The following is a 26,446-nucleotide window of genomic DNA, read 5'->3' as shown; positions in this document are numbered from 1 at the left end:
CTTTTTTTTAACACCTACTACAAATAAAAATACGTAGTTCTACGTATTTCATATCTCTAATATTCACTCTACCTTTACAGTGCTATTAATCAATTTGGGAGAATTGATAAAGCTCTGAAACAGTTTATTGTTTTGGAGCTTTTTTTTTGACACCTACTACAAATAAAAAATACGTAGTTCTACGTATTTCATATCTCTAATATTCACTCTACCTTTACGATGTTAACAATCAATTTTGGGAGAATTGATAAAGCTTTAAAACGATTTACTGTTTTAGAGCTTTTTTTTTGCTTCTATTGGGAAAAAATACGTAGTTATACGTATTTTATATATCCTTAACAATCAATACCTTTACCATGCTATTAATTAGTTCTTAGGGAGAATTATTTAAAGAAAACTCTGTATTGTAATGGTACAGAGTTTTTAACTAAAACAAGTATGTAAATATGATAGATTTAGAAAAAAGAACAAAAGAACAGAATACAATTATAATTGCATGTATTACAATACTAACTATTGTTATTGTTGCATTTAATATTTTTATCTTTTTTAAATAAAAAAAGGGAGCAATTAAATTGCTCCCTTTTTTTATTAATTAATTAGAATTATTATAATTCTAATGCTTTCTTGATATCGTTATTCATTAATAACTCGGTTGGGTTTTCTAAAGCTTCTTTAACAGCTACTAAAAAGCCTACACTTTCTTTACCATCAATTATTCTATGATCATAAGATAACGCAACATACATCATTGGATGTATTTCTACCTTACCATTTACAGCTATTGGTCTTTCAATAATATTATGCATACCTAAAATACCACTTTGAGGTGGATTAATAATAGGTGTAGACAACATACTACCAAATACTCCTCCATTTGTAATTGTAAATGTTCCACCTGTCATTTCATCTACTGTAATTTGTCCATCTCTAGCTCTTAGTGCTAAGCGTTTAACTTCAGATTCAACACCTCTAAAAGTTAAGTTTTCTGCATTTCTTATTACTGGCACCATTAATCCTTTAGGACCAGATACTGCAATACTAATGTCTACAAAATCAAAGCTTTTCATTTCTTTACCATCAATCATTGAGTTTACTGCAGGATACATTTGTAATGCACGAACAACTGCCAATGAGAAGAAAGACATAAAACCTAAGCTTACACCATGTTTAGCCTTGAAAGTTTCTTTATATTCTTTTCTAAGTTCAAAAATAGGAGCCATATCTACTTCGTTAAAAGTAGTTAGCATAGCTGTTGTATTTTTAGCTTCTACTAAACGTTCTGCTACTTTACGTCGTAACATTGACATTTTAGTATTTGAAGATCCACGATTTCCTCCTGTTGGAGTTCCCATAGACGGTACAGCTTTTACTGCATCATCTTTTGTAATACGTCCATCTTTACCAGAGCCTTGAATTGTTGAGGCTTGAATATTTTTTTCAGCTAAAATCTTTTTTGCTGCAGGACTAGCAGTACCTGAGGCATAAGTTTCTGTTGCTGGGTTAGCAGCTTTAGCTGAATCATTATTTGGTGTTGATTTTTGGTCTTTAGCCAAATCTTTTTCAGCATTTGAGTTACCTCCTTCATCACCACCTTCAAAAGTGCTACTTGCTGGAGCTTCAGCACTTGTATCAATTAAACACACTACTTGGCCAACTGCTACAGCATCTCCTTCTTCCGCTTTAAGCGTAATAATTCCGCTTGCTTCTGCAGGTAGCTCTAAAGTTGCTTTATCACTATCTACCTCAGCAATAGCTTGGTCTTTTTCTACATAATCACCATCTTGAACTAACCATTCTGCTATTTCAACTTCTGTGATAGATTCGCCTGGAGAAGGCACTTTCATTTCTAAAATCATCGTAATGTAATTTTATTTTGTTGTGTTAATTTTATTAGTTGATTGAATTTATTTCTAAAAATTCAAGTTTGTTATCTGTTCCTGCTTTGAAATACGCATTATAAACTCCGTTTTCAAAAACCATTGTATAGTTATTTCCAGATCTAACAGTATCTACATATTCTATTGATTTCATTTTACCTAAAGCATTCATTTTTAATTGATCCTTGAAGTAAGCTTTGGTTTTTTCTAATGTTAAAACCTTTTTGAAATCGCTGTTAAACATACTATAAATACCATCTACATCTCCATTATTATAATGTTTTTGAAAAGTTGACGCTATAGTTTTAGAAGTTTGACTTTCTTGAGCGAAGCCTATTGTTGAAACTAATAATGCTAGTATAAAAAGTATTTTTTTCATAATGGAAATATTTAATTACGTTGGTTATTTTTTGATTTATCAAATACAAAATCGATAACTTCTTTATGACGTTTTTTAGATCTTACAGAACTACCAGCTGCTGGTGCACCATAAGGTCTTCTAGAGGCCAATCTAAATGTTTTAGCTTCGTCTAAATGCATTAACATGTGTGCATACGCTCCCATGTTTCTTGGTTCTTCTTGTGCCCAAACTACATCTTCAACATCTTTGTATTTGTCTAATATATTTTTAATATCCTGTGTTGGTAATGGAAATAGTTGTTCTATTCTAATAATAGCAACATCATCTCTGTTTAACTTAGTACGTTCTTCGTCTAAATCGTAATAAAACTTACCTGTTAAAAACACTAATGTTTTAACTTTTTCTGCTTTTACCTCTACATCATCAATTACAGTTTGGAAGCTTCCGTTAGCAAACTCTTCTACTGTACTTACACATTTAGGATGACGCAATAAACTTTTTGGTGTAAACACTATTAATGGTTTACGGTATTTAGATTTTACTTGACGTCTTAATAAGTGAAATATGTTAGCAGGAGTTGTACAATCTGCAACAAACATATTGTCTTTAGCACATAATTGTAGGTAACGTTCCATGCGTGCTGAAGAGTGCTCTGCTCCTTGACCTTCATAACCATGAGGTAATAACATGACTAACCCATTTTGAGTTTTCCATTTATCTTCACCTGCAGAAATGTATTGGTCTAACATGATTTGCGCGCCATTACTAAAGTCTCCAAATTGTGCTTCCCAAATGGTTAATGTATTTGGACTTGCCATAGCATAACCGTAATCAAAACCTACAACTCCATACTCTGAAAGTAATGAATTAAAGATATGAAATTGACCTTGAGTATCACTAATTTGGTTTAATAATAAAATTTCTTCCTCGCTATCTTCTACCTTTACAACTGCATGTCTATGAGAAAAAGTACCACGCTCTACATCTTGACCAGACATACGTACATTGTAACCTTCTTCTAATAAAGTACCATAAGCTAAATGCTCTGCCATAGCCCAATCTAATCTGTTTTCGTCAAACATTTTTTGACGCTCATTTATTAGACGCTCTATTTTTCTGATAAACTTTTTATCTTTTGGTAAGTTAGATATTACTTTAGTAATTGCCTTTAATTTATCTGTAGAAGTTGTTGTGTCAACAGGTTTCATCATAACAGTTTCATCAACTTGTGTAAATGCTTTCCATTGTTCTTCCATAAACGGAGTGATTACCGTTTTATCTTCTTTACGAGAATCTTCTAGCTTTTCTTCTAAGCTAGATTTATAATCTTTTTCTAATTGTTTAACATGTCCTTTATCAATAATACCCTCTGACATTAATTTTTCAGCATAGATGTCTCTTGGGTTAGCATGTTTTGCAATTACTTTATATAATTTAGGTTGCGTAAACCTAGGCTCATCACCTTCGTTATGACCATATTTTCTGTAACCTAATAGGTCAATAAATACGTCTCGCTTAAAATTCATTCTAAAATCTAAAGCAAATAACATAGCGTGTACTACAGCTTCTGCATCATCTGCATTGACGTGTAATACTGGAGACAATGTTACTTTACCTATGTCTGTACAATACGTACTTGATCTTGCATCTAAATAGTTAGTTGTAAATCCAACTTGATTATTTACTACAACGTGTATTGTACCATTTGTTTTATAACCATCTAATTGAGCCATTTGCACAACCTCGTACACCAATCCTTGACCAGCAATTGCTGCATCACCATGCACTACAATTGGTAATACTTTACTAAAGTCGTCGCTATAAAAATTGTCTTGTTTTGCTCTAACAATACCTTCTACTACTGCTCCTACAGTCTCTAAGTGAGATGGATTTGGTGCAATACTTAGGTTTATTTTTTTTCCTGTATTGGTTTCTCTGTTACTAGTCCAACCTAAATGGTATTTTACATCTCCATCAAAAACTTCTTGCTCGTAATCTTTACCATCAAACTCGCTAAAAATATCTTTAGCTGATTTACCAAAAATATTTGTAAGTGTACTTAAACGACCTCTATGAGCCATTCCCATTACAAACTCTTTAACACCAAGTTCTGCAGCTTTTTCAATAACTGCATCTAATCCAGGAATTAAAGACTCTCCTCCTTCTAGAGAAAAACGTTTTTGTCCTACATATTTAGTGTGTAAAAAACTTTCAAACGATACTGCTTCATTTAATTTTTTAAGGATATGCTTTTTTTGCTCTCCTGAAAAATTGGGTTGGTTATCGTTAATATTTAATTTATTCTGAATCCATTGTATTTCATCAGGCTTTCTAATATACATATACTCCACACCTATAGCATCACAATAAATGCTATTAAGATGTTTTAGTATTTCGCGTAAAGTTTGTGCACCAATACCAAGTATATCACCAGCATTAAAGCTTGTGTCAAGATCTGCATCTGATAACCCAAAATTTTCTAATGCTAAAGTTGGTTCGTATTTTCTACGATCTCTAACAGGATTGGTTTTTGTAAATAAATGCCCTCTGTTACGATAACCATCTATTAATTTTACTACTTGAAATTCTTTCTGAACATGTTCTGGTATTTGACTAGAAACATTTTCAGTTAGTACTCCATCTTCAGTATAGTTTTCAGAACCAAAGTCGTAACCTTGAAAAAAGGCTCTCCAACTAGGCTCAACTGAGTCAGGATTTTTTAAGTATTGTTCGTATAAGTCAGCAAAGTATGCTGTATGTGCTGCGTTTAAAAAGGAGTATTTATCCATTATTTTCTTTAAGACGTGTTCGCTTCAACAAAATTTTATCAAAAATACAACATTTACCAAAAATAAAGATGCTTTTATTATATTTATAACATTGAAAAATTTCTAAATTAATTATTATGAAAATTAAATCGATTAAACTTCCTAAAATTATTGTTTTATCAGTAATCGCTTGTTTTTTATCAACTTTTGCTAATTCTCAGAACAATTTACCTCAGCAAAAAAGTGATTTTTGGAAAAACGTACGTTTTGGAGGTGGATTAGGTTTAAGTACTGGAAGTAATTTTTTTAGTGCTACTTTAGCTCCAAGTGCTATTTATCAGTTTAACAATACTTTTGCTATGGGTGTTGGTCTAAACGGAACATATAACAAAAGTAAAAACGTTTACAAATCTACCATTTTAGGAGGAAGTGTTATGGGTTTGTTTAATCCTATAGAAGACATACAGCTTTCTGCCGAGTTTGAACAGCTTAATGTTAACCAACAATTTGAAGGTGCTTTTTCTGAAAATGCAGATAGAAACTATTGGGTACCTGCTTTATTTATTGGTGCAGGTTACAGAACTAACAACGTCACGTTTGGTGTTAGATATGATTTACTTTATGATGAAGCTGATAGTGTTTACGCTAATGCTTTTGTGCCATTTGTTAGAGTTTTCTTTTAAGAATATTTTTGCCTAAACCACACTTTTTGCCATTCTCTTTTTAAGATTAGAAATGAAACGTCTTCAGATAATTGTAATGTATCACTACCATCTAATTTTTTAATCGCGTCTTCTGACACATCTATTATATAAAGCAAGTTAAGATACTCGGCAAACTTTTCCTGAATCAGCTTATATACTGTCTCACGCAACATTAGTTTTAAACTTGAAGGTAAAATATCAAGACTAAAATCCAAATCTATATTAGCATACAAAAAATCTTTATTTAATTGTTGCACTAATTTTTGATACAAATTTTGTGTACTTGCCTGCTCTATTAATTGGTTAAAATCTGATGGTAAATCCATAACAACTAGACACTTCTTGTCATTAAATTAGTCCCAAAAGTTTTAAGCATTTGTTTTTTATCTTCAGATATACTTAGTGTGTCTAACACTTCAAAAGCTTTATTGGTATATTCTTTAATAGCTTCCTTAGTCGCTTCAGCAGATCCAGAGGCTACAAAATACTGTTTTACAGTTTCGATTTTATCACTATTATCTTCTAAATTAACAGAAAACAATTGTTCTAATCTATGTTTGTCACTATCATCTAAAGCTTGTAATGCTTTTAAATAAAGGTAGGTTTTTTTATTTTCAATTATATCTCCTCCAACTTGTTTACCAAAAGTTTTTGGATCTCCAAATGCATCTAAATAATCATCTTGTAATTGAAAAGCTATACCTAAAAGACGACCAAATTGATAAATGCTATTTTGATTATCTTCAGAAGTTTCAGCAACAATTGCTCCCATTTTCATGGCTGCTCCAACTAAAACTGCTGTTTTGTATTCAATCATTTTTAAATACTCAGGTATAGTTACATCATCTCTTGTCTCAAAATCAACATCATATTGTTGACCTTCGCAAACCTCTAAAGCTGTTTTGCTAAATAATTTTGCTAAAGACTGAAATACTTGTGGATTATAGTTTTCAAATAACTGATATGCCATAATCAACATAGCATCTCCAGACAAAATACCTGTATTTATATCCCACTTTTCATGAACTGTTTGTTGACCACGTCTTAAAGGTGCATCATCCATAATGTCATCATGTACCAATGAAAAATTATGAAACACCTCTATACTCAAGGCTGCATCTAAAGCCTTAGTATGATTAGACCCAAAAATCTCGGCAGTCATTAAAGTTAACACTGGTCGTAAACGTTTACCACCTAGTTGTAATATATAATGTATAGGGTTGTAAAGGTTAGCTGGTTCTTTTGTTGACGCATACCCTTTAAGATAATCCGTAAAAGCAGTTTGATATGATAAAATATTTTGCATTCTGCAAAAATAACGCAAATCCTATTAACAAACTAAAGTCTATGTAAAGAGCTGTGTTAAAAAACTATTAATACTTTGGAAACTTTTATTGTTTTTAAAGTTTCCTGTCGTACATTTGTGCCAAATTATGAGAGAAAAAATTATACTTAAATCTGCCGAACTATTTTTAACACTTGGCTTTAAAAGTGTTACAATGGATGAGATTGCCAATGCCTTAGGTATTTCTAAAAAAACAATCTATCAACATTTTGATAATAAAACTAAATTAGTGGAGGCAACTACGACACAAATTTTTGAAAATATATGTGGAGGAATTGATTGCATTTGTGATAAATCACATAATCCAATTGAGGAACTATATGATATTAAAATGTTTGTTATGACGTATTTAAAAAACGAAAAAGCATCACCACAATATCAATTAAAAAAATACTACCCTCAAATACATAATAACTTACATTTAAAACAATTTGAAAAAATGTATGTATCTGTTAAAGACAGCATGCAAAAAGGTGTAGACACAGGATTGTTTAGAAAAAATATAAATGTCGATTTTATTTCTAGAATGTATTTTAATGGTATGTCTGGTATTAAAGACGAAACTATTTTTCCGACAAGTATTTTTACAATGGAGTATCTAATGGAAAGCTATTTAGAATATCATTTAAGAGCCATTTGTACTGAAAAAGGATTACAAACACTAAATAAATTTATAAACAAAACCACCCTTAACTAATGAAAAACTTAATCTTAGTATTTAGTTTAATTCTGACGTCCATAGCAGTTGGTCAGGAAGCACCTACCAATATGTCATTACAAGAAGCTATTGACTATGCGTTAGAAAACAACAGAACTGCAAAAAATGCAGCGTTGGATATAGAAGCTGCCATTAAACAAAAATGGGAAACTACAGCTACAGGTTTACCTCAACTTAATGCTGCAGTAGACTACCAAAACGCACTAAAACGTAATGTATTTGTATTTGGAGACCAAGTAATACAAGTTGGCTCTAAGCACACATTAACAGGTACTGCTACTCTAAGTCAATTATTATTTGATGGGTCGTACTTAGTAGGACTACAATCCGCAAAGGTATATTTAGAGATTTCTAAAAACGCAAAAACAAAAACCGATTTAGAAGTTAGAAAAGCTGTAATTAATGCCTACGGAAATGTGCTTTTAGCAGAAGAAAGTGTTGCTATTTTAGAACGCAACATTAGTGTACTAGAAAAAAACCTAAATGATATTACCAAGATTTTTGAAAATGGTTTAGAAGAAGAAGAAAGCGTAGAGCAATTAAAAATAACATTATCTAGTGTAAAAAGTAATTTAAACAACACAACACGTTTAAAAGACTTAGCTTATCAAATGTTAAACTTAACTATTGGTAAACCTATTAACGACGCTACTGTATTAACTGAAGACCTAGATGCTTTAGCACTTCAAAACATTAAATTAGAATTATTAGATACTGATAACAGCATAGAAAATAATATAGATTACAAAATAGCCCAAAACGACAAAACGTCTAAAGAGCTATTAGTTAAGTTAGAAAAAAGCAAAGCATTACCTAGTTTAAGCGCCTTTATAAACGGAGGGTATACAGGAAACAGAGAGTCTTTTAATTTTACAAATACAAACGAAAAATGGTATGGATCATCAATATTTGGTGTGAGCTTAAATGTACCAATATTTAGCTCTGGTATGCGTAGTGCAGCAACACAACGTGCTAAAATAAACTTAGAAAAAGCAGACATTAACCTTACCGAAACAGAGCAAATGTTAAATCTGCAAATAGAATCTGCAAAAAGCGATTACCAATTTGCTATTGAAGATTACCAAAATAAAAAAGAAAATCTGACACTTGCCGAGCGTATTGAAACTAAAAACCAAACCAAATTTTTTGAAGGAATTGGTTCTAGTTTTGAACTAAGACAAGCGCAAACGCAATTATATACTGCACAACAAGAATTACTTCAAACTATGCTAGATGTCATAACAAAAAAAGCAGAACTAGAAACTTTACTTAACACTACAAACTAATCAACCTTACAAAACAATAATTATGAAACATATAATAACACTTTCATTTGCTGCTATTTTATTAGCTTCATGTGGTGGAAATAAAAAGAATTCAGTCGAAAAAATATTAGAAAAAAATAACCTTGAAGACATTCGTACTAAACGTGCAGAATTAGTTACAGATCAAGAAGCTATTCAATCTAAAATAAAATTATTAGACGAAAGAATTAAAACCCTTGATACTACTCAAAACATTCCTTTAATTACAACCATCAAAGCTAAAGAAGAAGTTTTTGATCACGTATTAGAATTACAAGGTAACGTTACGACAAAAAACCTTTTAACTATTACACCAGAATATAATGGGATTTTAACTAATGTTTATGTCAAAGAAGGTCAACGTGTATCAAAAGGACAAACCTTAGCCAAAATTGATGATGGTGGATTAAGCCAACAATTAGCGCAACTTAAAATACAGTCTGCTTTAGCCAAAACTACATTTGAACGTCAAGAAAGATTATGGAATCAAAAAATTGGTAGCGAAATACAATATCTTCAAGCAAAATCGTCTTTTGAGGCTCAAGAAGAGGCTATAAATCAATTACAACAGCAACTAAACAAAACTTCAGTTAGAGCGCCTTTTTCAGGAACTATTGATGATGTTATTACAGAAAAAGGTAGTGTTGTAGGTGCAGGACAAACACCATTAATGCGTATTGTAAACTTAAACGACATGTACATTGAAACTGATGTGCCAGAAAGCTACATACCATTTGTAGTAAAAGGAAAAAAAGTAACTGTAGAGTTTCCTGTTTTAGGAACAACAATAGACACTAAAATCCGTCAAGCTGGAGATGTAATTAATGCTGCTAACCGTACTTTTAAAGTAGAGGTTGATGTACCAAACAAAGACAAAACAATTAAGCCTAACTTAACTGCAAAACTTAAAATAAACGATTATACCAACCCAAAAGCGATTTTAATACCACAAAGTATTATATCTGAAAATGCAGAAGGCGAACAATATGTTTACGTTGTAAAAGACAAAAAAGACGACAATAAAGGCACTGTCAGTAAAGTCATTATTAAAACAGGAAAAACACAAGGTGATGTTATTGAAGTTTTAGAAGGTATTGCAGGTGGAGCCGAATTAATCCAAGAAGGTGCACGTAGTGTAAAAGACGGACAAACTGTTAAAGTAATTAAATACTAAACCAACTAAATAATGACTAAAAAGAAAAAACAAGTCGATAAAGAATTTGGTTTGTCGTCGTGGGCAATTAATAATAAAACCACGATGTATGTACTAATTGCAGTAATCTTTTATTTAGGGATTTCTGCGTTTTTTGACATGCCAAGAGAAAACTTTCCGGAAGTAAACGAAACTAAAATATATGTTAGTTCAATATATCCAGGAAACACTGCAGAGGATATTGAAAAACTAATTTCCGATCCTTTAGAAGATAAATTAAAAACAGTTAGTAATGTTGTAGAAATTACTTCAACATCGCAAGAAGATTACTCGATGCTAATTGTTGAGTTTGATGATGGTTTAACTGTTGATCAAGCCAAACAAAAGGTAAAAGATGAAATTGACACTGAAACTTCTGGCGAAGATTGGCCAACCTTTAATGGAGCAAAAGTAGAACCAGATGTGTTTGAGTTAAGCTTATCTGAAGAAATGCCAATCTTAAACATTAATATCTCTGGAGATTATCCTATTCAGAAACTAAAAGAATATGCTGAATATCTTCAAGATGAAATTGAAAATCTTCAAGAAATAAAGAAAGCAGATATTCGAGGTGCTCAAGAAAAAGAAGTTGAAGTTGCAGTTGACATTTATAAAATGATGGCTGCTCAAGTTACTTTTAACGATATTATCGCAGCAATAAACAATGGTAACTTAACCATGTCTGCTGGTAACTTAAAAGCAAGTGGACAACGTCGTACTATAAGAGTTTTAGGTGAAATTGAAAAACCTTCAGAACTTGAAAATTTTGTTGTTAAATCAGAACAAGGAAATGCAATATACCTTAAAGACCTAGCAACGGTAACTTTTAAAGAAGAAGACAAAACAACTTTTGCAAGAGAGTATGGACATCCTGTAGTAATGCTAGATGTTAAAAAACGTGCTGGTAAAAACATGGTTGCTGCAGCAGAGCAAATTCAAGTTATAGTTGCAGATGCAATAGACAATGTATTTCCTCCAGACTTAACTGTAACAGTTGTCAACGATCAATCTTCAAAAACTATTGGTCAAGTCGATGATTTAGTAAACAATATCATCTTTGGGGTTATCTTGGTAGTAACCGTTTTAATGTTCTTTTTAGGATTTAAAAACGCCTTATTTGTCGGGTTTGCAATCCCAATGTCTATGTTTATGTCCTTAATGATATTACAATTATTAGGGCAAAGTTTGAATACAATGGTATTATTTGGTCTAATTATGGGACTTGGTATGCTTGTGGATAATGGTATTGTTGTAGTTGAAAACGTGTATCGTTTAATGGAATCTGAAGGTATGAGCAGAATTGAAGCTGCTAAAAAAGGTATTGGCGAAATTGCTTTTCCTATTATTATATCTACAGCTACTACAGTTGCAGCCTTTATTCCGTTAGGTTTATGGCCAGGAATTATGGGAGAATTCATGAAAATTTTACCTATAACATTATCTGTAGTATTAGGTTCTTCATTATTTGTGGCTATCTTTTTCAATTCGGTTTTAGTATCAAGATACATGACTATTGAAGACAAGGATATGCCTTTAAAGCAAATCATTAAAACCTCATCTATTATTGCTATTATCGGTATTTTAATATTAATGTTTGGAGGCGCTTACAGAGGCTTAGGTACAGTAATGATTTTTACTGCTGTAATGCTTTGGGCTTACCGTTTCTTTATTAGAAAAGCAGCTAATTATTTCCAGAACAAAACTTTAGTTTCATTAGAAAACTGGTACGAACGTAAACTTCGTGCTGCTCTTTCAGGAAGAAAACCTTATTTATTAAGTGTTGGGACCTTCTTATTATTAATTGCATCGTTTATAGCATTTGGTATGTCATTAGGCGCAAAACGAACCAAAGTAGAGTTTTTCCCAGATAATAAACCAAATCAGATTATTGTTTACATAGAATATCCTGAAGGTACAGCCATAGAAAAAACAAATGCTATTACCAAAGAGATAGAACAACGTGTATTCACAGTATTAAATGATGACCATTACATGGATGATGGTTATAATTATTTAGTAGAAAGTACAGTATCTCAAGTTGGTGAAGGTGCAGGAAACCCTCAAACCGATGGTGGATCTGCTGCAGAAATGCCACACAAGGCCAAGATTACAGCTTCAATGCGTGAGTATAAATTTAGACGTGGCGAAGACAGTGAAGCGCTTAGACAAAAAGTACAAACCGCTTTAGTTGGTATTTATCCTGGAGTTTTAATTTCGGTTGAAAAAGATGCTAATGGACCTCCTGTTGGACCTCCTATTAATATTGAAATTGAAGGCGAAGATTACGACGAGTTAATCGCTACTGCAGAATCTATGCGAGAATTTATTAACACTAAAAGTATTCAAGGTATTGACGAGCTTAAGATTGATGTAAATAAAGCTAAACCAACCATGCGTGTCACTATTGACAGAGAAAAAGCTGGTGAGTTAGGTATTAGTGCTGCACAAGTTGGACAACAATTACGTAGCTCTGTATTTGGATCTAAAGCTGGTGTTTATAAAGAAGATGGTGACGATTACGATATTTATGTTCGTTTTAATAAAGAAAACAGATACAACAAAAGTGCTTTGTTTAATCAAAACATAACGTTTAGAGACAATACTGGCCAAATAAAAAGCGTACCAGTTTCTGCTGTAATTAAATACGAGAACAACTCAGGTTTTAGTGCTATTAAACACAAAGACACTAGACGTGTCGTAACTGTTTATTCTGCATTATCACCAGGTTTTACAGATGCAGCTGCTATTGTAAGTCAAATTCAAAACGAAATGAAAAGTTATGAAAACTTACCTAAAGGCATCAAAATAGATTACACTGGTCAAATTGAAGAGCAAAACAAACAAATGCTATTTTTAGTTGGCGCCTTTTTTACTGGACTTGGGTTAATCTTTTTCATTTTAATATTCCAATTTAATTCGGTTTCAAAACCAACAATAATCATGATTGCTATTTTCCTTAGTTTTATTGGTGTATTTGGTGGTATTGTAATTTCAGGAAGCTCTTTCGTTATAATGATGACCATGGTTGGTATAATATCTCTAGCCGGAATTGTTGTAAATAATGGTGTGGTATTATTAGATTATGCTCAACTTCTTATAGACAGAAAGAAAGCTAAATTAGATTTAGATGAAGACGACTATCTTACAAATGAAGATTTATTTGAAAGTATTGTAAACGCAGGAAAAGCACGTTTAAGACCAGTATTATTAACTGCAATTACTACCATTTTTGGATTAATACCGTTAGCTATTGGACTAAATATTAACTTCTTTACTTTATTTGCAGATTTTAATGCCAACATATATATGGGAGGAGATAACGTAATATTTTGGGGTCCATTAGCTTGGACTGTAATTTACGGATTACTTATCGCTACTTTCTTAACATTAATTGTGGTTCCAATATTATTTTTCTTAACCATAAGATTTAAAATGTGGTTAAAAAATAAATTTTCTTCTAATGTAAATGAAGAAGAAATTGTAATAGACACTGTAATTGAAGAATAATTTTCAGTTTACAACATACAATTAAATGATTTAAACAAAAAATCCGAAGTCTTTACTTCGGATTTTTTACTTTTGCATTTCTAATAGATAATTATGTACAGAAGTCACAACTGTGGTGAGCTAAACGCATCACATATAAATACAGAAGTTACCCTTTCAGGTTGGGTACAAAAATCAAGAGATAAAGGATTTATGATATGGGTCGATCTTCGTGATCGTTATGGTATTACTCAACTTATTTTTGATGAAGAGCGTACCTCAAAAGACATTCTTGAACAAGCTCAAAAATTAGGTCGCGAATTTGTAATACAAGTAAAAGGTACTGTTATTGAGCGTGCTTCTAAAAATCCAAATATTCCAACAGGAGATATAGAGATTTTAGTATCAGAATTAACTATTTTAAACGAAGCGCTTTTACCTCCTTTTACTATCGAAGATAAGACCGATGGTGGAGAAGATATCAGAATGAAATACCGTTATCTAGATATTAGAAGAAATCCTGTTAAAAACAATTTAATTTTCAGAGCAAAAGTGACTCAGGAAGTTAGAAACTTTTTATCAAATAATGACTTTATTGAAGTTGAAACACCTTACTTAATCAAATCTACGCCAGAAGGAGCAAGAGATTTTGTAGTACCTTCTAGAATGAATGAAGGTGAGTTTTACGCACTTCCACAATCACCTCAAACCTTTAAGCAATTGCTTATGGTTGGTGGAATGGACAAATACTTCCAGATTGTAAAATGTTTTAGAGACGAAGATTTACGTGCAGACAGACAACCAGAATTTACGCAAATTGACTGCGAAATGGCATTTGTTGAGCAAGAAGATATATTAAATATTTTTGAAGGTTTAACACGTCACTTACTTAAAGAAGTTAATGGTGTAGAAGTTGACAAATTTCCACGTATGTTATATGATGATGCCATGCGTTTATACGGAAACGACAAACCAGACATTAGATTTGGAATGGAGTTTGGAGAGCTTAACGCTGTAGCGCAACACAAAGATTTTGGTGTTTTTAATAATGCCGAATTAGTAGTTGGTATTGCTGTTCCTGGAGGAAACAGTTATACACGTAAAGAAATAGATAAATTAATTGATTGGGTAAAACGTCCACAAGTTGGTGCTTTAGGTATGGTTTACTCACGTTGTAATGACGACGGAACATTTAAATCTTCTGTAGATAAATTTTACGACCAAGACGATCTAGCAAAATGGGCAGAAGTAACTGGAGCCAAAGCTGGTGATTTAGTTTGTATATTATCTGGAGACACTAATAAAGTACGTGCACAACTAAGTGCTTTACGTATGGAATTAGCAGAGCGTTTAGGTTTAAGAGATCCTAAAGTATTTGCTCCATTATGGGTTATAGATTTCCCGTTATTAGAACTTGATGAAGAAACAGGTCATTACCATGCTATGCACCACCCATTTACTTCACCAAAACCTGGTCAAATAGAATTATTAGACACTAACCCAGGAGATGTAAAAGCAAACGCATACGATTTAGTCCTTAACGGAAACGAAATTGGTGGTGGATCTATACGTATACACGACAAAGCAACACAAGCAATCATGCTTAAACATTTAGGATTTAGCGAAGAAGACGCTAAAGCTCAGTTTGGCTTTTTAATGGATGCTTTTGAATATGGCGCACCTCCACATGGTGGATTAGCCTTTGGACTAGATAGATTAGTATCTATTTTAGGTGGACAAGAAACCATTAGAGATTTTATTGCCTTCCCTAAAAACAATTCTGGACGAGACGTCATGATTGATGCTCCTGCTCCAATTGATGATGCACAATTAAAAGAATTAAATCTTAAACTAGATTTACGATCATAAAAATAAAAAATCCTGCAAATCGCAGGATTTTTTATTACATTTAATTAATGCCTAAACAACCACTACATAAACGTTTTTTTATCTGGAGAATTAAAAACATCTCAGAAAAAAACTTCACTTATATTTTAAGCGGATTGGTTGGACTATTTGCTGGATTAGCAGCAGTAACATTAAGAAACATAACATTTACCATAGAAAGCGCTTTAGATAATTTAGTCGTGTTTTCTAAAAATCAAATCTATTTTATACTACCTGTTTTTGGATTGTTTTTAGTGTATTTATTTACAAAATACGTCACTAAAAAAAAGGTAGAACATGCCATACCTTCCATATTGTTTAAGTTATCAAAACGTAGTGGGTTAATAGAGCGCTCCAAAATATACATACCATTAATAACCGCACCTTTAACTGTTGGGTTTGGAGGATCTGTTGGATTACTAGGACCAGCTATTGCTTCAGGATCTGCAATTAGTTCTAACTTGGGCAAGCTTTTTCATGTTAATCAGCAAACACGTACTTTACTAATTGGTTGCGCAGCTGCAGGAGCCATTTCGTCTATATTTAAATCACCAATTGCAGCTATTATTTTTGCAGTAGAAGTCTTTAGTTTGGATTTGACCTTTGCTTCATTACTACCATTACTTATAGCTTCAGTTGCTTCGGTGTTAACCTCTTATTTCTTTCTGGGTGACGACTTATTATTCAACTTTAATTTTTCAGATAAATTTCAAATTAAAGACACTTTATTTTACGTAGTATTAGGTGTAGGTACTGGATTTGCTTCGATTTATTTTACTAAAATGTATTTCTTCATTTTAAAATTCTTTGAACGGTTTAGATCAAGACTCATTAAATTAATTATTGGTGGATTGGCTATTGGTGTAATGTTATATTTTATTCCACCATTATATGGAGAAGGTTTTGGTTTTATAAATAACCTATTAGCCGGAAACCATTTGGCTGCTTTAGGCACGACACCTTTTGATCATTTTAACGACAATATTTGGGTTGTTATAGCATTACTAATTGGCATAACTGTTTTTAAAGCCATAGCCATGACCACTACATTTGCAGCTGGAGGAGCTGGAGGAATTTTTATACCGACTATGGTAATGGGTAGTGCTTTAGGTAATGTAGTTGCCAAAATAATCAACAATTTAGGTTTAGGTTTTAATGTTTCAGAAACCAATTTCACTTTAATTGGTATGGCTGGTTTGATAGCAGGTGTATTGCATGCTCCCTTGACAGCTATTTTCTTAATTGCTGAAATTACTGGTGGTTACGAGTTGTTTATTCCGTTAATGATAGCAGTAAGCATGTCTTTCATTATCAAAAAAAACGCAATAGATTTTACCATTTACACTAAAGAGCTAGCTTTAAAAGGCGAATTATTAACCCACAATAAAGATCAAAGCGTATTAACTTTAATGTCTTTGGATAGTGTGATAGAAACCAATTTTGTTAGACTTAACCCAAACATAACTTTAGGTGATATGCTACATAAAGGTGTAGCAAAATCTACACGAAATTTATTTCCTGTAGTCAACAAAAACAAAGCGCTAGTTGGAATTATACTTTTGGATGACGTACGCGAAATCATGTTTAACCAAGCACTTTACGACACCACTTTGGTAGAAGACCTTATGCACAATCCACCAGATATTATAGATTACAAAACAGATTCTATGAAAACAGTAATGGCAAAATTTCAAGATTCTAACGCCTGGAATTTACCAGTAATTAAAGACGGTAAGTACATAGGTTTTGTTTCAAAATCTAAATTATTAACCGCTTACAGACGTCAATTAATAAACTACACGACCACTTAACTAAGCATTTTATATCTTTACAAAAAAATCTAATTTTAAAACATGAAATACCTTATCGCATTATCTTTTATCACATCTGTAGCAAGCATAATTTGTGGCTATTGGTTAGAAGTTGATTACGGACAAAAACTAATAGGTTTTGGTGTTTTAGGATTGTTTTTTGTAGTCATCCCATTATTTACGTATCACAGATGGAAAGACAGAGATGCCAAAGAATACATGTTAACTAAAGAAAAAATAGAAGACATGCGTAAAAAAGAAGGCGATAAGAGACGCTTTTAGTATTTTATTTGGGCATTACCCTTTTTCCGCTGAAAAGCTACAAAGGGTCGCGCTATCCACTATATCTTTTTGTTTTTTTTAGTAAAACAAAAAGGATGTCGTTACTATCCCTAATGCACTAAACCGCCAACACTGGTCTTTTAATTTAAGTTTCGTTTTTCTATAAAAAAACGTTTTAATAAAGCCGAAGCTTCCTCAGCTAACACTCCACCAACCATTTTTGTTTTAGGATGTAATTTAGTATTTAATGCAATACACCCACGATCCTCATCTCTTGCTCCATAAACAATTTTAGATATCTGACTCCAATACAATGCTCCTGCACACATTTGGCAAGGTTCCAAAGTGACATACAACGTACAGTCTTTTAAATATTTTCCACCTAAAAAATTAGCAGCAGCAGTAATTGCCTGCATTTCTGCATGTGCTGTTACATCATTTAAAAGTTCGGTTAAATTATGTGCCCTAGCAATAATGCGGTCTTTTATAACAATTACAGCACCAACCGGAATTTCGCCTTTATCAAAAGCATCCTCAGCTTCCTGAAGTGCTTTTTTCATAAAATAAGTGTCGTCGTATGGATTTATCATAAATTCAAACTTACAAATTATTAATAAAACTATATATTTGATTTCAACTTTAAAAAACCAACAAATGAAAATCAAATTATTATTAGCAGGAATAGCATTATCGTTTATGTCTTGCGCAGGTACTCCTGAAGAAGAAGCTGCAAAACGTTTTTGTGAATGCTCAGGTGATATGGCTGAACTTACAAAACAAATGAAAGAAGATCCTGCAGCGATGGATTTTGCTAAATACACTAAAGTGATGGAAGATTTTCAGAAATGTGTAGATCCAGATGGCGAAATGAAAAAGAAAGAAGATGCCATGAACGAAGAAGAGAAAAAAGCTTATGGAGAAAAAATGAAAGCGTTAGTAGCTGAATCATGTCCTGATGTTGCAAAAGCAATGGGAATGGAATAAGTTTTAATAACATAAAACGACTTAAAAGTGGGAATTGTCAAAAAACAGTTCCCATTTTTTTTACATAAAAAACTCAATAACAAACGGTTCGGCAAGGCTTTTGATAACTATTAAAAAACTATTTTAATATGGCCAACTACTACTCTATTAAAATCCCAAAACCATGTCATGAAAATTGGGATACAATGTCACCACAAGATAAAGGTCGCTTTTGTGGATCATGTAATAAAACGGTTATTGATTTTACTAAAATGGATACCTATCAAATTCAAGATTTTTTACAAGAAAATAAAGACAAACGCATTTGTGGTCATATCAAGCAAACACAACTAGACTCGATAAACTTAACAATTCCGTTAAGCTTAATACAGCAAAAGCATAGTGTTTATAAATCGTTCTTTTTAGCAGCCATGATTATTATGGGAACAACTTTATTTAACTGCTCTTCTAAAAACGGAACACCAAAAAAAATTGACACTATAGAAGTTATTGATTCGACTAAAAATGAAGTTATTGATGTTTTAGGATTAATCAAGATGCCTATTGAGACAGATAGTTTAATTACAAAACAGAAAAATTGTAAAGCTCCACAAATAATTAAAGCTCCAATCCCTCCTGTTGATGGTATTTTAATCGTGGAAAACGTTACTACTGGCGAAATTATGATGGATCCCGATCCTGTAAAAATAGAACCTCCAATAATAGATATTATGGGAGATGTAGAATTTATAGAATATCCTACAACAGAACCTTTTTCAATTTATAATGTAGAAACACTACCAAAGTTTCAAAACACGACTCAAAATTTATCAAAAAACGAAGAACTAAACTACTTTGAATCACAATTAAGCACTTTTACAAAAGCCAATTTCACTAAAGATTCAGCTATTAATTTAGAGTTAAAAGGGAAACAACGTGTTTTCATAAATTTTAAAATTGAAAATAATGGTTCTATTAAAATACTTAATATTAGAGCACCTCATCCATCACTTAAAAAGGAGGCAGAACGCGTAATGAAAAAATTACCAAAATTTATTCCTGCAAAAAAGGATGGTAAAAACGTTTCCGTTTTATATACTTTACCCATAATTTTTAATACAGAAGACTAATAAAATCTTGTATTTTTGCTAAGTGCAAAATAAACTTTTAAATACCATTGATTCCCCAAAGGAACTTCGTCTTTTAAGTCAAGAAAAATTACCGCTTCTTGCTAAAGATTTACGCGATTTTATTATAAATATAGTAGCCACAAAAGAGGGACACTTAGGCGCTAGTTTAGGAGTAATAGAACTTACTATTGCTTTACACTATGTATTTGACACACCAAAAGATCTATTAGTTTGGGATGTTGGCCATCAAGCTTATGGACATAAAATTTTAACTGGAAGACGAGACACCTTTGATACTAACAGACAAATTGGTGGATTGAGCGGTTTTCCTAATAGGTTAGAAAGTGATTTTGACACCTTTGGTGTTGGACATTCATCCACTTCAATTTCTGCTGCATTAGGTATGGCTATTGCTTCTAAACTAAAAGGAGATTTTGACACACAACATATTGCTGTAATTGGTGATGCATCTATAGCTAGCGGAATGGCTTTTGAAGGTTTAAATCATGCAGGAGTTACAAATGCAAACTTACTTGTAATATTAAATGACAACGCAATAGGTATAGACCCAAGTGTTGGTGCTTTAAAACAATATTTAACAAACGTAAAAAAAGGTACAGAAAAGCAAGACAATATTTTTGAAGCTCTTAATTTTGACTATTCTGGACCAATAGATGGTCATGATTTACCATTATTAATCACAGAATTAAAGCGTCTTAAAAATACAAAAGGCCCTAAATTTTTACATGTAATTACAACCAAAGGTAAAGGTTTACGTCAAGCCGAAGAAAACCAAGTTACTTATCATGCACCTGGAAAATTTAATAAAGAAACAGGCGAATTAAATCCTAAATCAAACATTAAACAACCACCAAAATATCAAGATGTTTTTGGACATACTATTGTTGAATTAGCAAAACAAAATAAAAAAATAATTGGGATTACACCAGCAATGCCTACTGGAAGCTCGTTAAAATATATGATGGAACAAATTCCGGATCGTGCTTTTGACGTTGGTATAGCAGAGCAGCATGCTGTGACATTTGCAGCAGGATTAGCAACTCAAGGTATGATTGCGTTTTGTAACATATACTCTACGTTTTTACAACGTGCTTATGATCAAATTATACATGATGTAGCCTTGCAAAATCTTCCTGTTATTTTTTGTTTGGATCGTGCAGGTTTAGTTGGTGAAGATGGCGCAACCCATCATGGTGTTTTTGATTTAGCATATTTACGCTGCATCCCAAATCTAATTATCGCAGCTCCACGTAATGAAATAGAGCTACGTAATATTATGTATACAGCTCAATTAGGACTTAAGCATCCAATTGCTATAAGATACCCAAGAGGTCGAGGTGAAAACTTAAACTGGCAACAACCATTTAGTAAATTAGAAATCGGAAAAGGTGAATGCTTAAAACAAGGAACAAAAACAGCCATTTTATCAATAGGTAATATGTATAAAAATGTTGTTGAAGCTTTAGAATTTTTAGAAGAGGCTTCAGCATTTTCTCATTATGACCTTCGCTTTATAAAACCATTAGATGAGACTATGTTACATGAAGTATTTAAAACTCATGACACTGTAGTTACAATTGAAGATGGGACCTTATTAGGAGGTTTCGGAAGTGCTATTGCAGAGTTTAAAACTAAATACAATTACCCTAACAAATTAATTTTAAAAGGCATTCCTGATCACTTCATAGAACATGGAACGGTTTTAGAATTACAGAAAACAATTAATTTGGATTCTAAAAATTTGAGTTTGTTCCTAAAAAAAATGACAGACTAAATTAGCCTGTCATTTATAAGTAGTTATATATTTATGTAGATTAATTTGTCGTAAACGTCCAAACTTGCCCTATACTTTTAGTACCATTATTATCCTTAGTATCTATCTTCCAATAATAAGTTGTACCAGCTACTGTTGTTACATCTAAAGTTGTTGCTGTAACATCTGATTGCAGTAAATCAGGAGTATCTGTTGTACCAAAAAACACATCGTAAGTTAATGTATCATCTACATCAACGTCACTTCCTGACCATTGTAAAGATACACTTCCGGAATCTAAAAATGCATCCATTTCTGGAGCAATAATAGAAGCTGCAAAGGGCACATAGTTAGAAACACCTTCTCCTTCTGTATAAAACGCTAAGGTTGGAGACGCTTCTGCTTCATCTTCACCATCAGAAGCCACAACATTCCAATAATATGCAATTCCTGGATTTAAAGTAATTAATACAGAAGTATTACTAGTTGTTTGTTGAGCTACAATATTAGTTTGGTCTCTATCTGTTGCTACTCTTATTGTGTACTCTAAATTATCATTATCTGCATCTGTAGCTGCTGCCCATTCAAATTCAATATTAGTATCAATACAAAGTAAATCAGAACTTGGATAAATTAAATTTGATACAGCTGTTGGTGCTGTATTTGGAGTTGGAGGAGCTGAACCACCATCATCACTTCCTCCACAAGCCATAAATGTAATTGCTATTAGCATTACAGGAACTATTTTTATTAACTTATTCATATGTCTTTATTTTTTTATAATTTTAATAACCTCAGGAGAATCTACATTTAATTTAATGAAATAAATACCTGGATTTAAGTTTGCAAAAGGAACTTTAATAAAGTTTGAATTTCCTTTTACGTAGTTTTTATTGACAACCATTTTACCTGTAACATCATAAACTTGAACAATTATTTCTGGTTGAGTTACAGCATTAGGCAATGTGATTTTTAAATCATTTATCACTGGATTTGGACTAGCGATAATACTTAATGTATTTTCTATTGAAGTTTTAAATGTTCCTTCACAAGCTTCAGCTGTTTTAATTTCTAGTTCTCCTGAACCTACTAGGTCCAATTCAAAATTTTGATCACTAGTGATTTTAACAATCTCACCTTTAAATAGTACTGTATAAGGTGCTGTACCTCTACTCACTTCCACGTAAGTGGTATCACTATCAATATTGTTGTTTACTATTTGTAAATCAATAACATCAGCTTCATCAATATTAATTTCAAAACATTGCTCGTGAGATGTTCCATTAACAGAGACACAAACAGTATACGCACCAACTGCTAAATCATCAAAAGTGAATGAGTCAGCTGTAATTTGTTCTGATAAACTGACCCCATTACCTACAACAGTTGCTGTGTACGTTACGTAGGTTTCGTTTACATTGACAACTACAGATCCATTGTTTTGATTTTCACATCTTTCAGAAATAACTTCTAATGAAATATTATCAGCATTTAAATAACTTGTATCACAAGCATCACCAATACCATTTCCGTTAGTATCTTCTTGATCTGGATTTGCTGTTTCTAAACAATTATCAACATCATCAAAGACTCCATCACCATCATCATCTTGGCAAGCATCACCTACTCCGTTTCCATCGGAATCTAATTGATTAGGGTTAGCTATTAATGGACAATTATCATCAATATCTAAAACTCCATCACCATCTGTATCTTGACAAGCGTCTCCAATACCATTTCCATCGACATCTGCTTGATCTGGATTAGATGTATTCAAACAATTATCTAAATCATTAATGACACCATCTCCATCTTCGTCTCCATTTCCATCTATTTTAAATTCTCCAGAAAATATTCCACGTCCATAAGTAGCTGCAAAAACCATATTGTCATCACGTACATCTAAATCTGTAACTTTCACATTAGACATACCATTAAATGCTTGATTCCAGTTAGGATTTGCATCTGAAAAATTATTAGTAAACCATACACCTAATTCTGTACCAATTATAACTTCATTAGGACTTAAAGGGTTCTGTAAAATTGTTTTCACAGGCATATCTGGTAAATCACCTTCTTTTTCTAACCAAGTTGTACCTCCATCGTTTGTATACCAAATACTTTGAACACCATAATTATGTACTGTTAAAAATATTTCATTTTCTGATATTCCAAATTCAAGATCAGAAACGCTTCCCACAATAACATTATTAATATCTAAATCAATAAACACAGGAGAAGTATCTGCATTTTCAACTTTAAAAATACTTCCTAAAACAGTTCCAACTAACAAGGTTGAAGATGAAGTAGTATAGGGAGAAACACTAAAAGCAGTAGGAGCACTATTTAATTGAGGGTTTGTAATATTAGAGGCGTCTAATGTATTTTGAGCTTTAATACCTGTGTATCTTCTTATTAGAAATGCACCACCAGAAGAATAATTTGAATATAAAATATCTAGATTTGAATCTAGTGCTTGAGGATTTATGAATGCCCCATTTGAATTTGACTCTCCGTTAATGGTTATGTTAGAATTAGTAGCGAAATTATACAATTCTATTCCTGAATTATATACGTAATTTCTTATGAAGTATTGATCAACTCCATCTTGATCAAAAAAGGTATAAGCTCCATCTCCTCCATAAGCTTCAACTGAAGCAGAGGTTTGATTCGGTGATGCATCTTGAAACAAATGTGTTCCGTTATCTTGTAAACCACCTGCAAAATAATCTCCTTCAAAGGCTGTAGTCGGCGCTACACCTAGTGTATAAAATTGAGAAGTATTAAAATCTTTATTTCTTGAAGTAGTGGTTGCACCAGCATTTGCTGAATAATAAACTCCTCCATCATTTCCAAAAGCAAAAGTTGTTGATGATCCATTAGCAAAAGTCATAGCATGTTGATCTGCATGAACGTCTTGATAACCAAAGCCACCATACCAATGAGTAAATTGAGTCCAATTAGCGCCAGCTGTGGTAGATTTAAATAAGTCTATTCCACCTGCATAGATTATCTGATCGTTATTAGGGTCTACCTCAATCATTAAATCATAAAAAGCTTGTCCTCTAGTAAAATCATTAGCGTCAATTCCTGTATCCGCATCATTAGGCAAAGTCATAGAGTTATTAGAGGCAAATGCATCTGATGTTTTTTCCATTAATACAGGAGCTGAACCGCTACCTTCTGCTAAAACATAAACTAAATCAGGGTTAGATGTAGAAATTGCTATTTGAGTTCTATCGGCATTTGGAATAATCCTTTTTACAACGAAATTCACTCCATCTACTGAATTAAGTATAGTTCCACCTCCATCTCCAAAAATAACACTATTAGTTGTTGACAGCCAAAGTTTATTATCTGAGCCTATTTCAATATCATTAGGACAAAATTTATTACCGTTGGATGTTAAAGGCATATTGATTTCATTCCAAGACGAGCCTTCATCAATTGATTTATATAATCCATAATCTGGACCAGTTAGAAATGTTGCAGAGCTAGCTGCACTATAGAAACCATCTCCTGCAGCCACATAAATCTCAGAAACACCATTATTATCTCTTACTTTAATATCGTTAACAAATTGTATACCTGGAACTAATTGACCATTAAACACACCTGTCTGAGGGTTTAAAGAACCTGTTACAGCACCTGTACTTAGTGCTGCTTCAATAAGATCTCCATCAGCTTTAGATATCATTACAGCTGGAATAACTATTGAGTCATCATCACCGGACATATTGATTAACGCACCATCCGCATTATTCATCACAATCACTCCTACAGCGCCAGCATCCTGAGCAGATTTTACTTTTTCAACAAATGTACAAACCCCTCTTCTAACTAGGGCTATTTTACCAGTCATATCTATAACTGATGGACCACATCCTTCTTCAGGAATATCGGAAGTTTGACCATTAGTACCTGTAAATGGTACCGCACCATTTGCGAGTACAAACTCTCCTGTAATAACATTATTAATTGTACCACCAAATATGGTTGTAGGATTAGAAATATAATCTCCTGCAATTACACTTGGTGAATTAACTGTTATACTATTTGTAATAGCATCTGATGTTGTAGGTCCTGATATACCACCAAAAACTTTTGTCCATGTCGTTCCTGCATCCTCTGATTTCCATACTCCATCTCCATTTACATCTCCATTTACATAGGACTCTCCTGTACCTAGATAAAAAGTATTTAAATTATTTGGATCGTAAGTTATACAACTTACAGCTAAATTCTCTGAAATATCAACCCTTTGCCAACCTGATTCAGGATTAGATATATTTGTGTTTTTCCATAAACCTCCACTTACACCACCTGCAAATAAAGTTTCGTTTGTTGTATCATTAGGATCAAACATTATAGCTCTAGTACGTCCACCAACATTATTTGGACCTCTTTCAATCCAATTATTATCTATAGCGTCTCCAGGTACTCTTCCCGAAGCTAAAAAGTTTTGTCGTTTTAATTTTTGATCAGCTCTAATTTGTTTTAAATTCTCTGATGTTGGCCTACCTAAAACAGGATTCATTGTTAGTTCCCATTCTTGCTCATAGTATTTATTAGGAGTAAGACCTGCTGCCTTTCGTTCTGGCTTAGACAGTTTCAACACTTCCTTATAAGGGCTTGCCTCAAGGTGTTTTTTATGAATTTCTTTTACGCTAAGTTGTTTGGAAGTTTCTGATTGTTCAAAATTAAACAAACCAAAAAACGCAACACATGCAATCGCAAATGTTGCTAGAATAGTGATTTTCTTTTTCATTAGTTATATTTAGGACGTCAAAAATAAACATTTTTAACATTTATTTAAGAGATTTTTTGTTAAAAAAACAAAA

Annotated in this window: 19 protein-coding genes; 11 read left to right on the top strand and 8 right to left on the bottom strand. The window is 32.5% G+C overall.

Annotated elements, in window-relative coordinates; genetic code table 11:
- Positions 1-608: 608 nt before the first annotated feature.
- The 3 genes from odhB to JAO71_RS12430 are packed head-to-tail and all read right to left on the bottom strand — an operon-like array spanning position 609 to position 5,030.
- Positions 609-1,859, bottom strand: a complete 1,251-nt coding sequence (gene odhB, locus JAO71_RS12440; RefSeq protein WP_054852051.1) for a 2-oxoglutarate dehydrogenase complex dihydrolipoyllysine-residue succinyltransferase — start codon at positions 1,857-1,859, stop codon at positions 609-611.
- 34 nt (positions 1,860-1,893) lie between these two features.
- Positions 1,894-2,259 carry a DUF3887 domain-containing protein gene (locus JAO71_RS12435; protein WP_028289751.1) on the bottom strand — a complete coding sequence of 122 codons (366 nt, stop codon included), beginning with the start codon at positions 2,257-2,259 and terminating at the stop codon, positions 1,894-1,896.
- Between the two features lie 11 nt (positions 2,260-2,270).
- Positions 2,271-5,030, bottom strand: a complete 2,760-nt coding sequence (locus JAO71_RS12430; RefSeq protein ID WP_203001097.1) for a 2-oxoglutarate dehydrogenase E1 component — start codon at positions 5,028-5,030, stop codon at positions 2,271-2,273.
- Positions 5,031-5,146: 116 nt separating this feature from the next.
- Here JAO71_RS12430 and JAO71_RS12425 point away from each other — a divergent pair, with 116 nt between their 5' ends.
- A complete protein-coding gene (locus JAO71_RS12425; RefSeq protein ID WP_203001095.1) occupies positions 5,147-5,692 on the top strand; it encodes an alpha-ketoglutarate decarboxylase in 546 nt (181 codons plus the stop codon).
- On the opposite strand, the gene JAO71_RS12420 is transcribed toward JAO71_RS12425, so the two are convergent.
- Together JAO71_RS12420 and JAO71_RS12415 are read right to left on the bottom strand one after the other, a co-directional pair.
- Entirely contained in the window at positions 5,689-6,039 is a 351-nt protein-coding gene (locus JAO71_RS12420) for a hypothetical protein (RefSeq protein ID WP_203001093.1), read from the bottom strand. The genes JAO71_RS12425 and JAO71_RS12420 overlap by 4 nt on opposite strands.
- A 5-nt stretch (positions 6,040-6,044) precedes the next feature.
- On the bottom strand, positions 6,045-7,019 hold the full coding sequence (locus JAO71_RS12415) for a polyprenyl synthetase family protein (RefSeq protein ID WP_203001091.1): 975 nt from the start codon (positions 7,017-7,019) through the stop codon (positions 6,045-6,047).
- 127 nt (positions 7,020-7,146) lie between these two features.
- On the opposite strand from JAO71_RS12415, the gene JAO71_RS12410 reads away from it, so the two are divergent.
- From JAO71_RS12410 to JAO71_RS12380, 7 genes are all read left to right on the top strand, one after another.
- Positions 7,147-7,755, top strand: a complete 609-nt coding sequence (locus JAO71_RS12410) for a TetR/AcrR family transcriptional regulator (protein WP_028607496.1) — start codon at positions 7,147-7,149, stop codon at positions 7,753-7,755.
- Positions 7,755-9,062 carry a TolC family protein gene (locus tag JAO71_RS12405; protein WP_203001088.1) on the top strand — a complete coding sequence of 436 codons (1,308 nt, stop codon included), beginning with the start codon at positions 7,755-7,757 and terminating at the stop codon, positions 9,060-9,062. Before JAO71_RS12410 ends, JAO71_RS12405 begins: the two co-directional genes overlap by 1 nt.
- Before the next feature lie 22 nt (positions 9,063-9,084).
- The gene (locus tag JAO71_RS12400) at positions 9,085-10,254 is read left to right on the top strand and encodes an efflux RND transporter periplasmic adaptor subunit (RefSeq protein WP_203001086.1); all 1,170 of its coding nucleotides are present in this window, start codon (positions 9,085-9,087) and stop codon (positions 10,252-10,254) included.
- 12 nt (positions 10,255-10,266) lie between these two features.
- The gene (locus tag JAO71_RS12395) at positions 10,267-13,779 is read left to right on the top strand and encodes an efflux RND transporter permease subunit (RefSeq protein ID WP_054852058.1); all 3,513 of its coding nucleotides are present in this window, start codon (positions 10,267-10,269) and stop codon (positions 13,777-13,779) included.
- A 93-nt stretch (positions 13,780-13,872) separates the two neighbouring features.
- A complete protein-coding gene (aspS, locus tag JAO71_RS12390) occupies positions 13,873-15,627 on the top strand; it encodes an aspartate--tRNA ligase (RefSeq protein WP_203001084.1) in 1,755 nt (584 codons plus the stop codon).
- Positions 15,628-15,674: 47 nt separating this feature from the next.
- Positions 15,675-17,456, top strand: a complete 1,782-nt coding sequence (locus tag JAO71_RS12385; RefSeq protein WP_203001082.1) for a chloride channel protein — start codon at positions 15,675-15,677, stop codon at positions 17,454-17,456.
- A gap of 42 nt (positions 17,457-17,498) precedes the next feature.
- Positions 17,499-17,738, top strand: a complete 240-nt coding sequence (locus JAO71_RS12380; RefSeq protein WP_203001080.1) for a hypothetical protein — start codon at positions 17,499-17,501, stop codon at positions 17,736-17,738.
- A 140-nt stretch (positions 17,739-17,878) separates the two neighbouring features.
- Here the strand turns inward: JAO71_RS12380 and JAO71_RS12375 are convergent, their stop codons facing one another.
- Complete coding sequence (locus JAO71_RS12375; protein ID WP_054852062.1) at positions 17,879-18,328, bottom strand: nucleoside deaminase; 450 nt, start codon at positions 18,326-18,328, stop codon at positions 17,879-17,881.
- A gap of 64 nt (positions 18,329-18,392) precedes the next feature.
- Between JAO71_RS12375 and JAO71_RS12370 the strand changes: the two genes are divergently transcribed.
- From JAO71_RS12370 to JAO71_RS12360, 3 genes are all read left to right on the top strand, one after another.
- Positions 18,393-18,722 carry a hypothetical protein gene (locus JAO71_RS12370; RefSeq protein ID WP_028289739.1) on the top strand — a complete coding sequence of 110 codons (330 nt, stop codon included), beginning with the start codon at positions 18,393-18,395 and terminating at the stop codon, positions 18,720-18,722.
- Positions 18,723-18,850: 128 nt separating this feature from the next.
- Entirely contained in the window at positions 18,851-19,831 is a 981-nt protein-coding gene (locus tag JAO71_RS12365) for an energy transducer TonB (protein WP_203001078.1), read from the top strand.
- 22 nt (positions 19,832-19,853) lie between these two features.
- Positions 19,854-21,626, top strand: a complete 1,773-nt coding sequence (locus JAO71_RS12360; protein WP_203001076.1) for a 1-deoxy-D-xylulose-5-phosphate synthase — start codon at positions 19,854-19,856, stop codon at positions 21,624-21,626.
- A 40-nt stretch (positions 21,627-21,666) separates the two neighbouring features.
- Here JAO71_RS12360 and JAO71_RS12355 read toward each other — a convergent pair whose 3' ends face one another.
- Positions 21,667-22,368, bottom strand: coding sequence for a hypothetical protein (locus JAO71_RS12355; RefSeq protein WP_203001074.1), 702 nt, complete (start codon positions 22,366-22,368; stop codon positions 21,667-21,669).
- 6 nt (positions 22,369-22,374) lie between these two features.
- Positions 22,375-26,373, bottom strand: coding sequence for a thrombospondin type 3 repeat-containing protein (locus tag JAO71_RS12350; RefSeq protein ID WP_203001072.1), 3,999 nt, complete (start codon positions 26,371-26,373; stop codon positions 22,375-22,377).
- Positions 26,374-26,446: the final 73 nt, after the last annotated feature.

Origin of the sequence: Olleya sediminilitoris (assembly GCF_016785945.1) — a bacterium.
GTDB classification, from domain to species: Bacteria; Bacteroidota; Bacteroidia; order Flavobacteriales; family Flavobacteriaceae; genus Olleya; species Olleya sediminilitoris.
The sequence above is the reverse complement of the archived record's forward strand: the minus strand, read 5'-3'. Positions and strand labels throughout refer to the sequence as shown.

Coding starts and splice junctions, on each gene's coding strand:
- odhB (WP_054852051.1), bottom strand. CDS start 1,859: ATGATTTTAGAAATGAAAGTGCCTTCTCCAGGCGAATCTATCACAGAA.
- JAO71_RS12435 (WP_028289751.1), bottom strand. CDS start 2,259: ATGAAAAAAATACTTTTTATACTAGCATTATTAGTTTCAACAATAGGC.
- JAO71_RS12430 (WP_203001097.1), bottom strand. CDS start 5,030: ATGGATAAATACTCCTTTTTAAACGCAGCACATACAGCATACTTTGCT.
- JAO71_RS12425 (WP_203001095.1), top strand. CDS start 5,147: ATGAAAATTAAATCGATTAAACTTCCTAAAATTATTGTTTTATCAGTA.
- JAO71_RS12420 (WP_203001093.1), bottom strand. CDS start 6,039: ATGGATTTACCATCAGATTTTAACCAATTAATAGAGCAGGCAAGTACA.
- JAO71_RS12415 (WP_203001091.1), bottom strand. CDS start 7,019: ATGCAAAATATTTTATCATATCAAACTGCTTTTACGGATTATCTTAAA.
- JAO71_RS12410 (WP_028607496.1), top strand. CDS start 7,147: ATGAGAGAAAAAATTATACTTAAATCTGCCGAACTATTTTTAACACTT.
- JAO71_RS12405 (WP_203001088.1), top strand. CDS start 7,755: ATGAAAAACTTAATCTTAGTATTTAGTTTAATTCTGACGTCCATAGCA.
- JAO71_RS12400 (WP_203001086.1), top strand. CDS start 9,085: ATGAAACATATAATAACACTTTCATTTGCTGCTATTTTATTAGCTTCA.
- JAO71_RS12395 (WP_054852058.1), top strand. CDS start 10,267: ATGACTAAAAAGAAAAAACAAGTCGATAAAGAATTTGGTTTGTCGTCG.
- aspS (WP_203001084.1), top strand. CDS start 13,873: ATGTACAGAAGTCACAACTGTGGTGAGCTAAACGCATCACATATAAAT.
- JAO71_RS12385 (WP_203001082.1), top strand. CDS start 15,675: ATGCCTAAACAACCACTACATAAACGTTTTTTTATCTGGAGAATTAAA.
- JAO71_RS12380 (WP_203001080.1), top strand. CDS start 17,499: ATGAAATACCTTATCGCATTATCTTTTATCACATCTGTAGCAAGCATA.
- JAO71_RS12375 (WP_054852062.1), bottom strand. CDS start 18,328: ATGATAAATCCATACGACGACACTTATTTTATGAAAAAAGCACTTCAG.
- JAO71_RS12370 (WP_028289739.1), top strand. CDS start 18,393: ATGAAAATCAAATTATTATTAGCAGGAATAGCATTATCGTTTATGTCT.
- JAO71_RS12365 (WP_203001078.1), top strand. CDS start 18,851: ATGGCCAACTACTACTCTATTAAAATCCCAAAACCATGTCATGAAAAT.
- JAO71_RS12355 (WP_203001074.1), bottom strand. CDS start 22,368: ATGAATAAGTTAATAAAAATAGTTCCTGTAATGCTAATAGCAATTACA.
- JAO71_RS12350 (WP_203001072.1), bottom strand. CDS start 26,373: ATGAAAAAGAAAATCACTATTCTAGCAACATTTGCGATTGCATGTGTT.